The following is a 16,896-nucleotide window of genomic DNA, read 5'->3' on the forward strand; positions in this document are numbered from 1 at the left end:
TAATATTAATGATTTCGTCAAAGTAGATCATACTTCTGATGGCAATACCGTGCTCTCAATTGACCGTGATGGTACAGGTACGGCGTACAGCAGTACTCAACTGGTCACGCTGGAAGGCGTCAACGTATCTCTGGAGGAACTGCTGCAACAACCGCACCAAAACACCACGGCTTAACGGTGTAAATCAAGCAGGGAAGCAGTATGGGCACAGGGATGTGCCCCTTTCTTTGTTACTGACTGGTGGATTATCGATGGATTTGATGCAATCAGGCGCTCCAACTCGCCGTTATTCTAAGCTCAGCGTCTTCTGTGCGGGCATCGCTTTATTTCATTGTTCTCAACTTATGGCTGCCAGTGATGCGCTCACCTCGGCCAGCCGAATCACCTCCGCAGGCCTGGCGCAACAGCAGCAGGATCTGCCGTCATTAACCGGTGAAGTGGCCGAACCCGCATTGGCTCACGTCCCGGATTCACTCACGATTAACCAGGCCGTACAGCGTGCCATTCAGTGGCATCCGGATATCGCGCAGGCGGTGGGGAAAATGCTGGAACAGGCCAATCAGGTGGATGTGGCGAAAGCCAAATATTATCCGCAGATCAGCGGCGGGATGAACAACGGCTACAGCAATGCTTATACCGAGAAGGGCTTTAGCCCATCGTTCGTATTGTCGGTTTCGCAGATGCTGTATGACTTTGGCAAAGTCAGCAGTTCGGTGCGATCCGCTGAAGCTGGCGTGGCGATGGAACAAGCCAACGTGCTGGTGAGTATTGATACGGTGGCACATGACACGGCTTCCGCGCTGGTGGAAGTGCAGGGCTATCAGCAACTGGTGAAAATTGCCCAGCAGCAGCTCGATGCACTGAGCAAAATTGGCGATCTGGCCCGTCAGCGAAATGATGAAGGCGCGGCTTCGCTCTCCGATGCCACGCAAACTGATGCGCGTATTGAAGGGGCGCGCACCACGCTGATTCAGTATCAGGCCAACCTCGATCGCTGGCGTGCCACGTTGGCGACCTATCTCGGTTGGCCGCTGGTGAAGAAAGTGAATGAGGACTTTCCGGTGAACCTGACGCGCTCCTGCGCGGTGGGTAAAGCGGATGACAAACTCAACCCGGCAGTGCTGTCGGCATGGGCACAGGCCAATCAGGCACAGGCAAAACTGGATAATGCTAACGCGCAGAACCTGCCAACGATTTCGCTGGAACCCCAGGTCACGCACTACCTCAACAATCACTACTCCGGCAGTGAAACGCTCGATCGCACTCAGTATCAGGCCTTCGTCAAAGTGGAGATGCCGATCTATCAGGGAGGCGGGATCACTGCCGCGCGTGACGCCGCTGCCAACGCCTTGCAAGCGGCCAACGCGGCCGTCAACTCCGCGCGCCTGAAAGCACGGCAGCAACTCAGTGAATCGCAAAGTGTAGCCCTTAGCTTGTCGCAGAGTCTGGCGATTATGGGGCGGCAACAGAGGCTGGGTGAGAAAACCCAGCAGCTCTATCAGGATCAGTATCTGCAACTCGGCACCCGTCCGCTGCTGGACGTGCTTAACGCCGAGCAGGAAGTATTCCAGACCCGTTTCACCCTGCAGCAAACCATCAGTCAATTACGATCGTTGCAACTCGACTGCTTATACAGCACCGGGCATATCCGATCGGCGTTCGCTTTGAATAATCAGCGGATCCAGAATGTGGAGATCCAGCCATGACCCAATTACAAATTCCCGATGCCCCGAATGGTGATACCAGCAGTGGTGCCGACGGTCACGTTCCGTTAAATGGATGGGCGACGGCGATCATTCAGATCGCCACCCATTATCGTTTGCCCTGTTCTCCGGGCATGATTATGGCCGCCGCCGAATGGCAGGGTAAACAGACGCGTGACAAAGCGTTGCGCCATCTGGCGCGTCAGGCTGGTTTATCGCTACAGCTTTATGAAGAGAATAAATGGGAAATCACCAGCTGGCGTTTGCCGCTGGCGGTAGAACTGAACGATGGGCAAGTCGGTGTTATCACCAGTTTTGACGGTGATGATGAAGTGCGCGTACATTTCTCCGGAGATGAACAACCCGCCCCCGTCGCGCTGGCAACGTTGCTGCCTGAAATCCGCTTCGCCGCCGCATTACGCCCGGTAACGGCCGCCAAAGACAGCCGTGTCGATCGTTATCTGGCAACCGTAAAACCCAACTGGCTGATGAAGCTGGTGCTGCACGATATGCGGCCTTACGGCCATGTCATGCTGGCCTCCTTCCTGATCAATCTGATGGCGCTGGTCGGCATTATCTTCTCCATGCAGGTGTATGACCGCGTGATCCCCGCGCAATCTTATCCCACGCTGTATGTGCTCTATATCGGCGTCATTATCTCGGTGGTGTTCACCTACATATTGCGAGTCGGCCGCGATCACGTCACCGACTTACTGGGTAAGCGCGCTGACATGCGTGTATCGGATCGCGTGTTTGGCCATGCGCTGCGGCTGCGAAACAGTGCGGTGCCGCGTTCGACTGGTACCTTTATTTCGCAGCTGCGCGAGCTGGAATCGATCCGTGAGATGGTGACTTCAACCACCGTCTCCGCCATCGTCGATATGCCGTTCTTCCTGCTGTTCCTGCTGGTGATGGCGATTATCGCTCCCCAGCTGGCATGGATAGCGCCCATCGCGGTGATTTTGATGGTGCTGCCAGGCCTGTTCAGCCAGAAAAAACTGGCGAAGCTGGCACAGCAGGCGATGAAAGAGTCCACGCTGCGTAATGCGGTGCTGGTGGAGAGCGTGCAGGGGCTGGAGGATATCAAGCTGATGCAGGCAGAAGATCGCTTCTTGCAGCAGTGGAACAGCTACATTCGCATTACCGCGCAATCCGGCGTTGAGATGCGAAAAGTCATGCATTCGTTGATCAGTTGGGGTGTGACGGTACAAGGTCTGGTGTATGCCAGTGTCATCGTAGTGGGTGCGCCAATGGTGATCAATGGCGATATCTCTACCGGTGCGATTGTGGCGGCATCCCTGCTTTCCTCTCGTATGATTGCCCCCATGGCAACACTGTGTGGAGTGCTGGCGCGCTGGCAGCAGGTGAAAGCCGCCAAAATCGGTCTGGATGCGTTGATGAATCTGCCGGTGGAAAACAGCAAAGATGAAACACGTATCCATTGCCCGGTGCTGTTTGGCCATTACCAGTTCAATGATGCGATGTTCCGCTATTACAGTGATTCACTCACCGTCGCACTGCGTATTAAAAGCCTGACGATCAAACCGGGTGAACGTATTGCCGTGCTGGGTCGCAACGGTTCGGGCAAATCAACCTTGTTGCAAGCGATGATCGGCGGCATGGATCTGGTGGGCGGTGAACTGCGTCTGGATAACCTCAGCTTGCCGCATATTGATGTGTCGGATGTGCGCCGCAACGTGGGTTTAATGACGCAAAACGCACGCCTGTTCCACGGCACGCTGCGTGAAAACCTGACAATGGGCGCGGCCCACGCGACTGACGATACCATCTTCGGTGCATTAACGGTCAGCGGCGGGGCGGATTTCATTCGTCGTTTGCCACTCGGTCTCGATCATCCGGTTATGGAAGGCGGGGTAGGCTTATCAGGCGGCCAGCGCCAGTCAGTACTATTGGCTCGCATGCTGTTGCGCGATCCCAACATTATCCTGCTGGATGAACCCACGGCGGCGCTGGATGATCATACCGAGAAGGAGTTCATCGAACGTCTGGGCGCGTGGCTGAATGGCCGCACGCTGATCGTGGCGACGCACCGTGCGGCGATCCTTGCGCTGGTGGATCGCGTGCTGGTGCTGAAAGATGGGCAACTGGTGATGGACAGCCCGAAAGAGAATGCGTTGCCGCCACCGCGTGCCGGCGGTAACCCAGCGGAGGTGCGTCCATGATGAAGCAACTTCCCGGCAAACTGCGGCTGGTAACAGCGGCGGAAGTGGATTCATCCGATGATCTGTTGGGTGAATTAAAGTCGGAAACCCATTACACCGGCGCGGTGCGTTTGATCACTATCAGTACCGCTCTGATGCTGGTTGCGCTGGTGTGGGCCTGGTTTGGCGTACTGGATGAAGTCTCAACCGGCACGGGCAAAGTGATTCCGAGCTCACGTGACCAGGTGCTGCAATCCTTAGAAGGCGGCATCCTTACCGAGCTTTATGTGCACGAAGGCGATGGGGTGAAAGCGGGGCAGGTGGTGGCGCGTCTTGATGCCACGCGCTCGCAATCCAGCGTGGGTGAAAGTGCGGCGCGTTATCGTGCGGCACTGGCAGCGGCCTCGCGCCTGAGAGCCGAGGTCAACGACGATCCCCTTACGTTCCCCAATGAGCTCAAGGCTTATCCTGATTTGATTGCCTCCGAGACGCGGTTGTATAAAACCAAACGCGCCCAGCTTAATGACTCGACAAAGCAGTTCAAAGAGTCGCTGGCGTTGGCAAACAAAGAGTTAGCGATCACACAGCGACTGGCGAAAACCGGCGCCGCCAGTAGCGTTGAAGTGTTGCGTTTGCAGCGCGATAAATCGGATCTGGAGCTGAAACTCACCGACATGCGCTCGCAATACTATGTGCAGGCGCGTGAGGAGCTGGCAAAAGCCAGTGCCGAAGCGGACAGCCTGGCTGAGGTGATCAAAGGGCGTGAAGATACGGTGACACGCCTGACCATCCGTGCGCCGATGAATGGCATCGTGAAAAACATCAAAGTCTCCACGGTCGGCGGGGTAATTCCTCCCAATGGCGAACTGATGAACATCGTGCCACTCAACGACCGTCTGCTGATTGAGGCGCGCCTGTCACCGCGAGATATTGCTTTTATCCATCCCGGCCAGCGTGCGGTGGTGAAGATCTCGGCCTATGACTACGCGATTTATGGTGGCATGAACGGCGTGGTGGAAAGCATTTCACCGGATACTATCCAGGATGAGGTGAAGCCGGAGATTTACTACTATCGCGTGTTTATCCGCACTGATAACGACTACGTGCAGAACAAAGCCGGTAAGCGCTACTCGATCAGTCCGGGGATGGTTTCTACGGTCGATATCAAGACCGGCGAGAAGACCATCATGGATTATCTGGTGAAACCGTTTAACAAAGCCAAAGAGGCGATGCGCGAACGTTAATCGCAATACGTCGATGTTTAAGAGCCGCCGTTGAGAAGTCAACGGCGGTTTTTTTGTGTCTGTGCTTTGGGTGACTTAAAGGAAATTGATGTTTGGTGAGGGTGCAGACAGGTGGCGTTTTGCGAGGAGGTGACATTTTTTATCCAGTATCAGCGCTAACCTGTTCGGCAAATTTAATGCTGACAAGATGTAACTAACCAAGGCCATTCTCAGGGAGATTTCTCGATTTTCTTTGACCTGATGGGTTGCAATGGTAATTACTGGAAGCTTTTTGACATTTTTAGAAAATTTTAGTGCGAACTAGGGTAATGTGTGGAGAATTTGATTTAAATCTTCGTTAAGCAGATGAATTAAGGCGTTTTATGCCAGTGGCTTCTTTTATGTGGTTAAGAATTGACCTTTGAAATGATAAGGGTTCAATAAGAATATGCTTAAAATTCTTGTGCCGCCTGTTGCTGTATGTTACATAGAGTGTCGAATTTCTATCCCTTGCTCACTTCAGATTTTGCTGTGAGCGTCGCAGTGAAAAATAATAAAAAGAGCTTACCTCATTACCCGTTAAGCGGATGCCTATGCGCACGCTTTGGCTCGCCACTCATAGAGATGGCGCGATGAGGTTATTTAGGGGATAGAGCAAAATCGTTAATGAAATTTAGCTGCGCTTCCGTTGTATGGAAGCGTAGCGAGAGCATTTGCCAGATATATCATGCAAAGGAACTGACATGAAGCAGGTTGTTTTTCAGGAGCAGCAAAGCGGCAGCATTTTGCCGGGATTGATCCCTTCAGTTTCTACCGTGTTGATTGAGTGGCATCCTGCGCTTAGCCTCAACTCTCAGCATGACTCAATCGAATTTAAGAATCCGCAAATAGGGTGCAGAACCTTTGAGTCCCTGCGCTTTTGATTACCCGTTGACTGAATAAAAATAACCAGCCTTGTACAAATTTTCGGCTGACCATGGAGAAGTGGGTGTGAGAGATACTACCAAACCCGAATTGTAGTTTGGGCACCCCAAAAATAATTGATGACTGTTACATGTTGATGAAAGTGAAGTCCGCCGCATCCACGATGCGTTCGCGTTTTCCTGCCATTTCACTGGCGGAAATCCAGAAGCACCTGGCGAAAATTATCATTCTGCTGCCGATGGCGCTGCTACTGATCTATCTCGTGATCTTCAGCCAGCCGCGCTATATGAGCGAATCCAAAGTCGCGATTAAACGTTCTGACGATCTCACCAGCAGTAGCCTTAATTTTGGCTTGTTGCTGGGTGCCTCTAATCCTAGCTCCGCCGAAGATGCGCTCTACCTCAAGGAGTACATCAATTCACCGGACATGCTCCGGGTGCTGGATAAGCAACTCGACTTCCATGAAGCCTTTAGCCATAGCGGGTTGGATTTCCTCAACCATCTGGCGAAGGAAGAGACTGCCGAACGCTTCCTGCAGTATTACCGCGACCGTATCAGCATTGCTTACGACGACAAAACCGGCCTGCTGGATATCCAGACGCAAGGCTTCAGCCCAGAATTTGCGCTGAAGTTTAACCAGGCCGTGTTGAAAGAATCCGAGCGCTTTATCAACGAACTGTCGCACCGGATTGCACGCGATCAGCTCTCGTTTGCTGAAGCGGAAATGGAGAAGGCACGCGTTCGACTGGATGCCAGCAAAAATGAGTTGCTCTCATATCAAAACAGCAACAACGTGCTGGACCCGGAAGCACAAGCGCTGGCCGCTAGCACCCTCGTTAACACCCTGATGGGTCAAAAAATCCAGATGGAGGCCGATCTGCGTAATCTGCTGACCTACCTGCGCGATGACGCGCCACAGGTAGTGAGTGCCCAGAACGCGATCTCCTCCTTACAAGCGCAGATTGACGCTGAAAAAAGCAAAATCACCGCGCCGCAGGGGCACAAGCTGAACCGCATGGCGGTCGATTTCGAAGAGATTAAATCGAAGGTGGCGTTTGATACCGAGCTGTACAAGCTGGCGCTGACTTCGATTGAGAAAACCCGCGTGGAAGCGGCACGAAAGCTGAAAGTATTGTCGGTGATCAGCTCACCGCAGCAGCCGCAGGAGTCCACATTCCCCAATACCCCTTATTTGATCGCCTGCTGGTTACTGGTGTGCTGCTTACTGTTCGGCACCCTGAAACTGCTGTTAGCCGTTATTGAAGATCACCGGGATTAATTGAGTTCGTCATGAAATTATTGAAGTCACTGTTACTGCTTGCTGTCTGGCAAGCCACCTCCGCCAGCGCGGCCGTCGATATTAATGCCGATCCGAATCTGACCGGTGCGGCACCGTTGCCTTCTTTCCTGACTGGACAGCAGAGTCAGGTGCAGAGCAGCGATGGGTTTGATAACACACCGCGTCCGGTAGCACCGGCGATGATGAGCCGCATGTTCGGCGCACAGCTGTTTAACGGCACCAGCGCTGACAGCGGCGCGACCGTCGGCTTCAACCCCGGCTATGTGCTCAATCCTGGCGACAGCATTCAGGTGCGTTTGTGGGGCGCGTTCACTTTTGATGGCGCATTACAGGTCGATCCTAAAGGCAACATCTTCCTGCCAAACGTGGGCCCGGTTCAGGTCGCAGGTGTCAGCAACAGCCAGCTGAATGCGCTGATCACCACCAAGGTGAAACAGGTTTATCAGGCTAACGTCAGTGTGTACGCCTCGCTGCTGCAGGCGCAGCCAGTGAAGGTCTACGTGACAGGTTTTGTGCGCAGCCCTGGCTTGTACGGCGGTGTGACTTCTGACTCGCTGCTTAACTACCTGATCAAAGCCGGCGGCGTCGATTCCGATCGCGGTAGTTATGTGGATATCGTGGTGAAGCGTGGCAACCGCGTGCGTTCCAGCATCAACCTGTATGACTTCCTGCTCAACGGCAAGTTGGGCCTGTCACAGTTTGCCGACGGTGACACCATCGTGGTGGGGCCGCGTCAGCACACCTTTAGCGTACAGGGTGATGTGTTCAACAGCTATGACTTTGAATTCCGTGACAGCAGCATTCCGGTTACGGAAGCGCTGAGCTGGGCGCGTGCTAAGCCAGGCGCCACTAACATCACTATTATCCGCCAGCAGGGCTTGCAGAAACGTAGTGAGTATTACCCGATCAGTTCTGCGCCGGGCCGCATGTTGCAGGATGGCGATACGCTGATTGTCAGCACCGATCGCTATGCCGGCACCATTCAGGTTCGCGTCGAAGGTGCGCACTCTGGCGAACACGCGATGGTGCTGCCATACGGTTCAAGCATGCGTGCGGTGTTAGCGAAGATTCGCACCAACAGCATGTCTGAAATGAGTGCTATCCAGCTTTACCGTCCTTCTGTGGCGCAGCGTCAGAAAGAGATGCTGGATCTGTCCCTGCAGAAACTGGAAGAGGCCTCGCTCTCTGCCCAATCCTCCACCAAAGAAGAAGCCAGCCTGCGCATGCAGGAAGCTCAGCTGATCAGCCGCTTCGTCAACAAAGCGCGCAACGTGGTGCCGAAGGGTGAAGTGATCCTCAACGAGAAGAACCTCGATTCGATTCTGCTGGAAGATGGCGACGTGATTAACATCCCGCAGAAAACCTCGCTGGTTATGGTGCATGGCGAAGTGCTGTTCCCGAATGCGGTGAGCTGGGAGAAAGGCATGAGCCCGAAAGATTACATCGAGAAGTGTGGTGGTCTGACGCAGAAATCGGGTAACGCCAAGATTGTGGTGATTCGTCAGAACGGTGCAGCCGAGAACGGTGAAGATGTTGACACGCTGAACCCTGGCGACGAGCTGATGGTACTGCCGAAGTACGAATCGAAGAACATCGAAGTCACACGCGGTATCTCCACCATCCTCTACCAGCTGGCGGTGGGTGCGAAAGTGATTCTGTCGATCTAAGGATAAAGAGACATGATTGGTATTTTCTCATCAGGTATTTGGCGTATTCCGCATCTGGACAATTTTCTGGCACAGCCGTGTCAGAAGCTTTCTCCGCTGCGTCCAATACCCGCTGAGATTAATACCGTCGCAGTGTGGGGCCATCGCCCTAGCGCACGCAAGCCGGTGGAATTAGCACGGGCGGCGGGTAAATCAGTTCTTCGTCTCGAAGATGGTTTTATCCGCTCGCTAGATTTGGGGGTAAGCGGTGCGCCACCACTTTCCATGGTGCTGGATGATGAAGGGATCTATTACGATGCCAGCCGACCGAGTGCACTGGAGCGTTTGATCCATCAACGCGAAGAAAATCAGGCATTAGCCGCTGAAGCGAAAGAAGCGATCCACACCATCGTTACGGAAGATCTTTCCAAATATAACCAGGCTCCGGCATTCATCGCCGGGGAGAGCCTGACCAGTAACTTAGTGCTGGTGGTTGATCAGACCTTTGGCGATATGTCAGTGACATACGGCAATGCGACAGAAGAGGATTTTGCCGCCATGCTGGAGGCGGCCATCAAAGAAAACCCGTCTTCAACCATCTGGGTAAAAGTTCACCCGGATGTATTAGAGGGGAAGAAAGCGGGCTACTACCACCAGTTACAATCCACGCATCGTATTCACTTAATGGCAGATAACGTGAGCCCGCAGTCATTGCTGCGTCACGTCTCACGTGTCTACGTCATGACGTCACAATATGGTTTTGAAGCCTTGATGGCGGGTAAACCAGTAACCTGCTTTGGCCAGCCATGGTATGCGGGGTGGGGGTTAACGGACGATCGCCATCAGCAGGCTGAGTCATTGCGACAGCGCCGTGGTAACTCGACTCTCGAAGAATTATTCGCTGCCGCTTACTTGCGCTATAGCCGCTACATCGATCCAATAACCGGTGAAGCCGCAACGTTATTTGATGTACTGAACTGGATGCAGTTACAGCGTCGTCATCAGCAACAGCGTAGTGGGCATCTTTGGGCGCCGGGATTATCGCTGTGGAAATCCACGATCCTAAAACCGTTTTTGCATACGACGGCGAACAAATTGAGTTTCTCTCGCCATTGCCGTGCTGCGACTGCATGTGTTGTATGGGGCGTGAGAGGGGAACAGCGCTGGCAAGACAAAGCCAGAACTCGCCAACTGCCGCTGTGGCGCATGGAAGATGGCTTCTTGCGTTCTTCCGGCCTGGGTTCGGATTTACTGCCGCCACTCTCATTGGTGCTCGATAAACGCGGCATCTATTACGACGCCAGGCGCTCCAGTGATCTCGAAGTGATGATGAATCACAGCGAGTTAACCTTGGCCCAACAGCTGCGCGCAGAGAAACTGCACAAGCGCTTAGTCGAAAGTAAGCTCAGTAAATACAACTTGGGTGCCGACTTTGCTTTGCCTGCGGGTTCTGAAGGTAAACGTATCTTGCTGGTACCTGGGCAAGTGGAAGATGACGCTTCTATTGAGACTGGCACACTCTCCATCAATACCAACCTGTCGTTACTGCGCACGGTACGTGAACGTAATCCTGACGCCTTCATCATCTATAAACCGCATCCCGATGTGTTGGTAGGAAACCGTAAAGGGAATATCCCTGAGCAAGATGTTGCTCAACTGGCAGATTATCAGGCGCTGGATGCAGATGTGATTCAATGCATCCAGATGGCAGATGAACTCCACACCATGACTTCGCTGTCTGGTTTCGAAGCGCTACTGCATGGCAAGCAGGTGTATTGCTACGGCCTGCCTTTTTACGCGGGCTGGGGACTGACAAATGATGAGCATGTCTGCGCACGTCGCAATCGCAAGTTGGGGCTTGCAGATGTGGTGTTCCAGGCGTTGATTGCTTATCCCACCTATATCCACCCATTACGGCTCACGGCGATAAGCGCAGAAGAGGCGGCAGAATTATTGATTAGCGCGCCGCGTGGAAAGATGTTTGTTAATAAGAAAAAAGCAAATTACCTGGTAAGGCATTACCGCAAGATGTTGATGTTTTTTAAGGTTAAATTCGGTTAGGAAAACCGGCTCATAAAATAACAAAAAGAAGGTTGATGATGCACAGTAATGCTTTGAAGATGTTGCTGTCTGGGAAGAAATACCTATTGCTGCAAGGGCCAATGGGACCTTTCTTCAATGACGTCGCTGAGTGGCTTGAATCGCTGGAGCGTGAAGCTGTTAATGTAATATTTAACGGTGGGGATCGTTTTTACTGTCGCCAGCGTAAATATCTGCCTTATCTCAAAACACCAAAAGAATTCCCTTCATGGCTGCGTGATACGCACAAAGAATATGACTTCGATACGATTCTTTGTTTTGGTGATTGTCGCCCAATGCATCAGGCGGCCAAGCGCTGGGCACAAGCGAAAGGGATTCGTTTTATCGCATTTGAAGAGGGCTATTTGCGCCCACACTTCATTACGGTAGAAGAGGGCGGGGTGAATGCGTTCTCATCCTTACCTCGTGATCCGGAGTTTTATCGTCGTTTACCTGAAATGCCTGCCATGCAGGTTGAGAAATTTAAGCCATCAACGGCGAAGCGTATTGGCCATGCGACTTGGTATTACCTTGTGGGCTGGCGCTATCGGCATGAGTTTCATGAGTATCGCCACCATAAGTCATTCTCACCATGGTATGAGGCGCAGTGTTGGATCAGGGCATATTGGCGCAAACAGTGGTACGGCTGGCGTCAGCGCAATGTGTTATCGCATTTGCAGAACAGCCTGGATCAACGTTATTTTCTCGCTATCTTGCAGGTATATAACGATAGCCAGATCCGCAACCATAGCCCGTATGAAGATGTGCGCAACTACATTAACGATGTGATTTTCTCGTTCTCGAAGAAGGCGCCGCGCAATGAGTTCCTGGTGATCAAACATCACCCGATGGATCGTGGGCATCGTTTATATGGCCCGTTGATCAATAAGCTGAGCAAGGAATACGGAGTTAAGAATCGCGTGATCTATGTTCATGATGTGCCAATGCCTGAGTTACTTACTCATGCAAAAGCAGCGATCACGATTAATAGCACGGCAGGGATTTCAGCGCTGATCCACAACAAGCCGTTAAAGGTGATGGGGAACGCGCTGTACGATATGAAGGGATTGACCTATCAAGGGCATCTTAATCAGTTCTGGACGGCAGATTTTAAGCCGGATATGAAGCTGTTTAAGAAGTTTCGTGGCTACCTGCTGGAGAATACGCAGGTGAATGCAGTTTATTATGGTGACGAAATTAATTTTACTAACCATAATTCTGGGGAAACAGCGGAAGCCATTCTGGGTTTTTTTGAGGGAAAAGTATGAGATGATATATAAAATTTAGAGTAAAAGATATAAAGATTTAAAATATAATTTCTTAGCATTGCTCTGGAGTCTTTATCTATATAAAACAGATAGTTATGCGCATTCTTATGACTTAACTTTAGTTTTTATAGACACTTTATCTCGATCCTTAAAATAAAAAGCTCAAAAATAAATCTTTGGCCATTGCCTTTTAAAAAATAGCTTTTTAAGCGATAATCACATTACAATATCTGAGAAAACGTAATGAGATTATATTTTGAAAAAGATAGAAGAATTTGATAATGCTTCAAAATTGAACATTTCTTTGAGTGGCTCTTTTAATTGTATATCATCTTGGATTGAGTACGAAGATGAGTGCCCTAACATTAGCATTGGATATGGTGTAAGCCTCAATAATTGCAAAATAACAGTTCATAAAGGAGGGGGGTTAATAATTAAAGACCTCTGTGAACTTAGAGGGAGAATTATAGTTGGTGAGGGTTGTAAAGTCGAAATAGGTTATGGACTGGTATGTAATGATGCAATTTACATTCAAACTGCCGAACGTGGGAGTATAACTATTAAAGATGATTGCCTATTTGCCAACCCGAAAATTTATAATTCTGATCTACATTCTATCTTTGATTTAAATACTGGAAGTCGAACCAACTTTGCCAAAGACGTCGTCATAGGTAATCGCGTATGGTTAGCTAGGGATACGTTAGTACTAAAAGGTGCTAATATTGGTGACGGTTCTATTTTAGGCGCTGGAAGTACATTTAATGGTAAGAGTGAGAGTAACGCACTTTTAGTTGGATCACCTGCTAAAGTTGCCAAAAAAGAAGTAGTTTGGTCAAGATATACTGATAGTAATATATCTAAACTATTACCTATCGATTTTCCTGCCGCCAAGTTTCGTTCCAATGCATTGCAATTTAATCATGACAAAGTAATTGAGCTTGGTATTAACATATGGGAAAACAGAAAAGAAATACGAGCTTCAGACTATTATGCACTTTACTATCTTTCACGATCTATTTTAATAAGAGATATACAAAGTAAAGGACTAATAGCCACGTATATAAATGATGTTCAGATAACAGCAAAAGATATATTTCAATCTCTTTTGGATTGCTACGAACTATCTGGCCTTACAAATATTGCGTGCGGTTCATTTTCTTATTTGGCTGCACAATTAGCAGGATTGGATTTAGAAGCTAAGTCAATATATGAAAAGGTAAAGTCAAGATCAAATCATATTGATAACCCTAAGTACAAGGCTTAAATTAAGAGAGGTGACTTAAGGAATTGAAAATGTTTACTTTTCAAGCTCATAAAATATAAATTATTAATAATTAAATTTTTATAAAAATAGACTTTAATAGTCATTATAAATTAAATGTATGACTTGGATTTAGATAAAAGCCCCATTCAAGGGGCTTCAAGATATTACTTATCAATTAATTCTAAAATTCTTCTGCAGTTGTCGTTATCTTTGTATTTAAAAAATATCTTTGACTTGTTTGTTTTATTGGATGGGGGGTTGTGAATTTCCTTAATTAGTCTTTCAATACCAATTTGTAGTGAACTAAAATCACGGTATATTTCACCGGGAATATCATTTAGCGGATCTATTAAAGGACCGCCTCTTTTTCCAAAAAATTGTTCTTCATCAAACCAATAGTAAAGTACAGGCTTGTTTTGATAAAGCATATCAAACGAAGCTGATGAAAAATCAGTAATCATAGCATCTGAGTTTATAATCAAGGACTGAACATCACATTCATTCATACTATGAATATTAACTTTACTGGCAGTTATTGCACTTCCAATATATTTATGTAATTTATGGTGGAGACATGCTTCTATTGTATAGCCATTACTTTGCAAAATTCTCTGAAGCTCATTACTTTGTAGTATTTCAGATAACCGCTTAAAATACTTAGATGTTAAGAATTTATTACTATTTACATTATTTAGGCTGTCACGCCAAGTAAAAAGCAATAATATTTTTTTATTCTTAGTAAGATTGTTTTTTGGTAATTTATCAAATCGAGATAGCCCAGTAACAGCAACTTCTGACTTCTTGAATCCAAAGTTTTTACATACTAAATTTCTTTCATGCTCAGAACTAACAATAAATTTATTTGGTAATTCATCTCGACGTAACATAGAGTTCGCATCATAATAACCCGCAGCTCGGTTAAGTGCAAAAATACCATGTTGCAGAAAATATTTATTTTTTGCGCTATGTTCCTTAGATACATCTTTCCATCGATGGAATACATCACGCATGCTGTCACTGAAAATATAATTACTCGCAGAATGGAAAATTAAAAAATGTTTGAATGATCCATATATTAAAACATTATTTAATTTATTTAAATTGCCTTTGGTCTTGGCATCTTTTTTTATTACGAAATAATAATCATTTTTAATCTTAGAGCTCTGTTTTTTCTCAGAGATATATTTAAATAAATGAAAGCTTGAGTCATTAGCTGTATTACCTAACCTCTCACCAATAAGAGATATTTTTTTATTTTTGTAAATTATTTTTGATAGGATTTTGGCAGCTGTATATTTTAATGACCACTTTAACTGATTGTATTTCTTTAAATTGTGTCTTATTAGTGATTTTCTGTTCCCCTTTTGAGTTGACTTTTCCCTTAGAAAGTTGAAGTCTTGCACTATTAATTCTTCACTTACTTCTGACCCACGTCGTATACAAGTATTTTGAAAAACTGAATTCATTATTCTATGAGATTCTGACAGGAAACCATGGTATATAAGTAAGAGCGGTAGTCTCCTAATTGGTGTAAATGTTTTCAGCATGCTAAGATCAATTTCTTCTTTAAGAAACTGGCTGATCATTATTAATGTTGGTTTACAGGTGCTAATATCATTATCAACTGAAAACTTCGATAAGCGGTAAAGAATGCCTCGTAAAATAAAAAGTTTAGCATATTTTGTTTGCTGAGTGGGCAAGTTGAATTTTTTTGTTAAGCCATAGACCTTTACAAGATCAGAAAAAACCTTTGCATTTACAACTTGTGTGCAGGAAGGATTATCTTCATCATCTCTACCTCTGTAGAGATAACTTATCTCCGGAGTAGAGGATATATGATTGGCTTTATACATGGCGGTCATTACAAATATCCAATCCTCTGCTAGTTTGATGCCGACAGGGAACTGAATATTATTTCTTTCTATAAGATTTCGGCTATACAATTTACCCCAAGGCGGTGGGGTATTAACCAATATTGAACGGTGGAAAAACTTTACCTTGCGTAATGATGCTGATGCAACCTCGGCATGTGGTTGGATGTACCAAGACCTTCGACCATTGAATGCTTTAGCATGTGAAACAATAACTTCTGAGCCAGTTTCATCTGCTACTTTAATTAAGCTTGAAAATGCATCGTCTGGTAATAGATCATCTGAGTCAAGGAAGAAAACATAATCCCCTTTAGCTATTTTCAAAGCGTTATTTCTAGCTACAGATTGGCCTTGATTTTTTTGTTCAATGAGAACAATGTTATTGTTTTTAATTAGGTAATCTTCAATTATTTTTTTGGAGTTATCTGGTGACTCATCGTTGACGCAAATTATCTCTATAGTTCTTTTTTCGTGTTTTCTACCTAATTTTTGGGTTAGAACTGAGTCTAGGCATTCAGCTATATATTTCTCTGTTTTGTATACGGGAATTATTACAGATATGATTGGATTTTCTTTAAGTGATGGCATGAATTAGCTCAGAAATGATCTTTACTCAATGAAGATATACAATTTATGAATTGTGCTTTATTCTCTAACAACTGCTTAGTTGAAAAACCAATTCGCAGGGTTTCGTTTTCACTGTTTCCTGTCAATTCCAATCCCTCTGGCTCAAAATACCCTTGGTCAAGCCACTCAGGATCGAAGATGATATTTTTAACATAAGTTAAACCTCCATTTTTAACATTCCATTTATATAACTTTGCATTTTTATTTGGTACTCCAGTGAGCGCAAATAAAAACTTTCCATTATAACTTATCCCCTGAATTACTTCATTTTGAGGAAACGAAATCGTTGTCTTCTTTAAGCTTAGAATACTGTTTAGATCAGGGCTAAACCTGCCAATAAATATATTTTTCATCAACTTATCATCACTTGCCCATAATAAAAATGAGCTAATGTCATTACGATTAATTGCTAAAATCTGATTTCCATATATCGTAATAGGATAAGGTATGCGTTTTAGAATAATACCATTTTTGATTATTATTATTGCTGGGTTGTTGTATTTATTCGTGGTTAATATTGTGTCGTTCATGACAAAAAAACCATCCAAATGGCCTATTGAGTTTTTATTAATGTAATCATGCCTTGATATAAGCCCCCCGTCTTTTACGACTTCAATTATTTGTCTGTCTCTACTTTTAGTGTCGAAAGCATACCAAATGTTTTTTTCATGATCATTTATATGAAAAGACTGCATTATTCTATTTTCACTGTTGTGATAACAAATATTCCCCTGATCTTTGATATGTATATTTATTAAAGATTCATTTGAAAAAACTGAGTTACTTAAGAATAATATACTGATTAATAGTATTTTTAAAACTTTCATAT

At 46.9% G+C, this 16,896-nt stretch carries 12 protein-coding genes; 10 read left to right on the forward strand and 2 right to left on the reverse strand.

Features of this window, described 5'->3' with window-relative positions; all coding sequences use genetic code 11:
• Positions 1 to 4: 4 nt before the first annotated feature.
• The 10 genes from FD737_RS23830 to FD737_RS06645 all read left to right on the forward strand — a co-directional run bounded on the left by FD737_RS23830 (position 5) and on the right by FD737_RS06645 (position 13,569).
• Positions 5 to 175, forward strand: a complete 171-nt coding sequence (locus FD737_RS23830) for a type I secretion C-terminal target domain-containing protein (protein WP_370523024.1) — start codon at positions 5 to 7, stop codon at positions 173 to 175.
• A 76-nt stretch (positions 176 to 251) separates the two neighbouring features.
• The gene (locus tag FD737_RS06605) at positions 252 to 1,706 is read left to right on the forward strand and encodes a TolC family outer membrane protein (protein ID WP_160833052.1); all 1,455 of its coding nucleotides are present in this window, start codon (positions 252 to 254) and stop codon (positions 1,704 to 1,706) included.
• Positions 1,703 to 3,886: a type I secretion system permease/ATPase gene (locus FD737_RS06610; protein WP_160833053.1), complete on the forward strand. Its 2,184-nt coding sequence runs from the start codon at positions 1,703 to 1,705 to the stop codon at positions 3,884 to 3,886. Before FD737_RS06605 ends, FD737_RS06610 begins: the two co-directional genes overlap by 4 nt.
• On the forward strand, positions 3,886 to 5,109 hold the full coding sequence (locus FD737_RS06615; RefSeq protein WP_370523025.1) for an HlyD family type I secretion periplasmic adaptor subunit: 1,224 nt from the start codon (positions 3,886 to 3,888) through the stop codon (positions 5,107 to 5,109). Before FD737_RS06610 ends, FD737_RS06615 begins: the two co-directional genes overlap by 1 nt.
• A 722-nt stretch (positions 5,110 to 5,831) precedes the next feature.
• Positions 5,832 to 6,011 (forward strand): hypothetical protein, encoded by a 180-nt coding sequence (locus FD737_RS06620; RefSeq protein WP_160833055.1) that lies wholly within the window; start codon positions 5,832 to 5,834, stop codon positions 6,009 to 6,011.
• Positions 6,012 to 6,142: 131 nt separating this feature from the next.
• Positions 6,143 to 7,291 (forward strand): capsule biosynthesis protein, encoded by a 1,149-nt coding sequence (locus FD737_RS06625; RefSeq protein WP_160833056.1) that lies wholly within the window; start codon positions 6,143 to 6,145, stop codon positions 7,289 to 7,291.
• A gap of 11 nt (positions 7,292 to 7,302) precedes the next feature.
• Positions 7,303 to 8,979: a polysaccharide biosynthesis/export family protein gene (locus FD737_RS06630; protein WP_160833057.1), complete on the forward strand. Its 1,677-nt coding sequence runs from the start codon at positions 7,303 to 7,305 to the stop codon at positions 8,977 to 8,979.
• Between the two features lie 12 nt (positions 8,980 to 8,991).
• A complete protein-coding gene (locus FD737_RS06635) occupies positions 8,992 to 11,019 on the forward strand; it encodes a capsular polysaccharide biosynthesis protein (protein ID WP_160833058.1) in 2,028 nt (675 codons plus the stop codon).
• A gap of 38 nt (positions 11,020 to 11,057) precedes the next feature.
• A complete protein-coding gene (locus FD737_RS06640) occupies positions 11,058 to 12,305 on the forward strand; it encodes a capsule biosynthesis protein (protein WP_160833126.1) in 1,248 nt (415 codons plus the stop codon).
• 256 nt (positions 12,306 to 12,561) lie between these two features.
• Positions 12,562 to 13,569: a hypothetical protein gene (locus FD737_RS06645; RefSeq protein WP_160833059.1), complete on the forward strand. Its 1,008-nt coding sequence runs from the start codon at positions 12,562 to 12,564 to the stop codon at positions 13,567 to 13,569.
• A 164-nt stretch (positions 13,570 to 13,733) separates the two neighbouring features.
• Here the strand turns inward: FD737_RS06645 and FD737_RS06650 are convergent, their stop codons facing one another.
• Both FD737_RS06650 and FD737_RS06655 read right to left on the reverse strand, forming a co-directional pair.
• Positions 13,734 to 16,028, reverse strand: coding sequence for a glycosyltransferase (locus tag FD737_RS06650; RefSeq protein WP_160833060.1), 2,295 nt, complete (start codon positions 16,026 to 16,028; stop codon positions 13,734 to 13,736).
• A gap of 8 nt (positions 16,029 to 16,036) precedes the next feature.
• On the reverse strand, positions 16,037 to 16,894 hold the full coding sequence (locus FD737_RS06655; RefSeq protein WP_160833061.1) for a hypothetical protein: 858 nt from the start codon (positions 16,892 to 16,894) through the stop codon (positions 16,037 to 16,039).
• Between the last annotated feature and the right edge of the window lie 2 nt (positions 16,895 to 16,896).

The organism is Pantoea sp. Seng (assembly GCF_009829935.1).
GTDB lineage: Bacteria > Pseudomonadota > Gammaproteobacteria > Enterobacterales > Enterobacteriaceae > Pantoea > Pantoea communis.

Bases quoted from the DNA above. Each gene is read 5' to 3' on its own strand.
- FD737_RS06650 (WP_160833060.1), bottom strand. From the start codon at position 16,028: ATGCCATCACTTAAAGAAAATCCAATCATATCTGTAATAATTCCCGTA.
- FD737_RS06655 (WP_160833061.1), bottom strand. From the start codon at position 16,894: ATGAAAGTTTTAAAAATACTATTAATCAGTATATTATTCTTAAGTAAC.
- FD737_RS06635 (WP_160833058.1), top strand. From the start codon at position 8,992: ATGATTGGTATTTTCTCATCAGGTATTTGGCGTATTCCGCATCTGGAC.
- FD737_RS06625 (WP_160833056.1), top strand. From the start codon at position 6,143: ATGTTGATGAAAGTGAAGTCCGCCGCATCCACGATGCGTTCGCGTTTT.
- FD737_RS06610 (WP_160833053.1), top strand. From the start codon at position 1,703: ATGACCCAATTACAAATTCCCGATGCCCCGAATGGTGATACCAGCAGT.
- FD737_RS06615 (WP_370523025.1), top strand. From the start codon at position 3,886: ATGAAGCAACTTCCCGGCAAACTGCGGCTGGTAACAGCGGCGGAAGTG.
- FD737_RS06630 (WP_160833057.1), top strand. From the start codon at position 7,303: ATGAAATTATTGAAGTCACTGTTACTGCTTGCTGTCTGGCAAGCCACC.
- FD737_RS06620 (WP_160833055.1), top strand. From the start codon at position 5,832: ATGAAGCAGGTTGTTTTTCAGGAGCAGCAAAGCGGCAGCATTTTGCCG.
- FD737_RS06640 (WP_160833126.1), top strand. From the start codon at position 11,058: ATGCACAGTAATGCTTTGAAGATGTTGCTGTCTGGGAAGAAATACCTA.
- FD737_RS06605 (WP_160833052.1), top strand. From the start codon at position 252: ATGGATTTGATGCAATCAGGCGCTCCAACTCGCCGTTATTCTAAGCTC.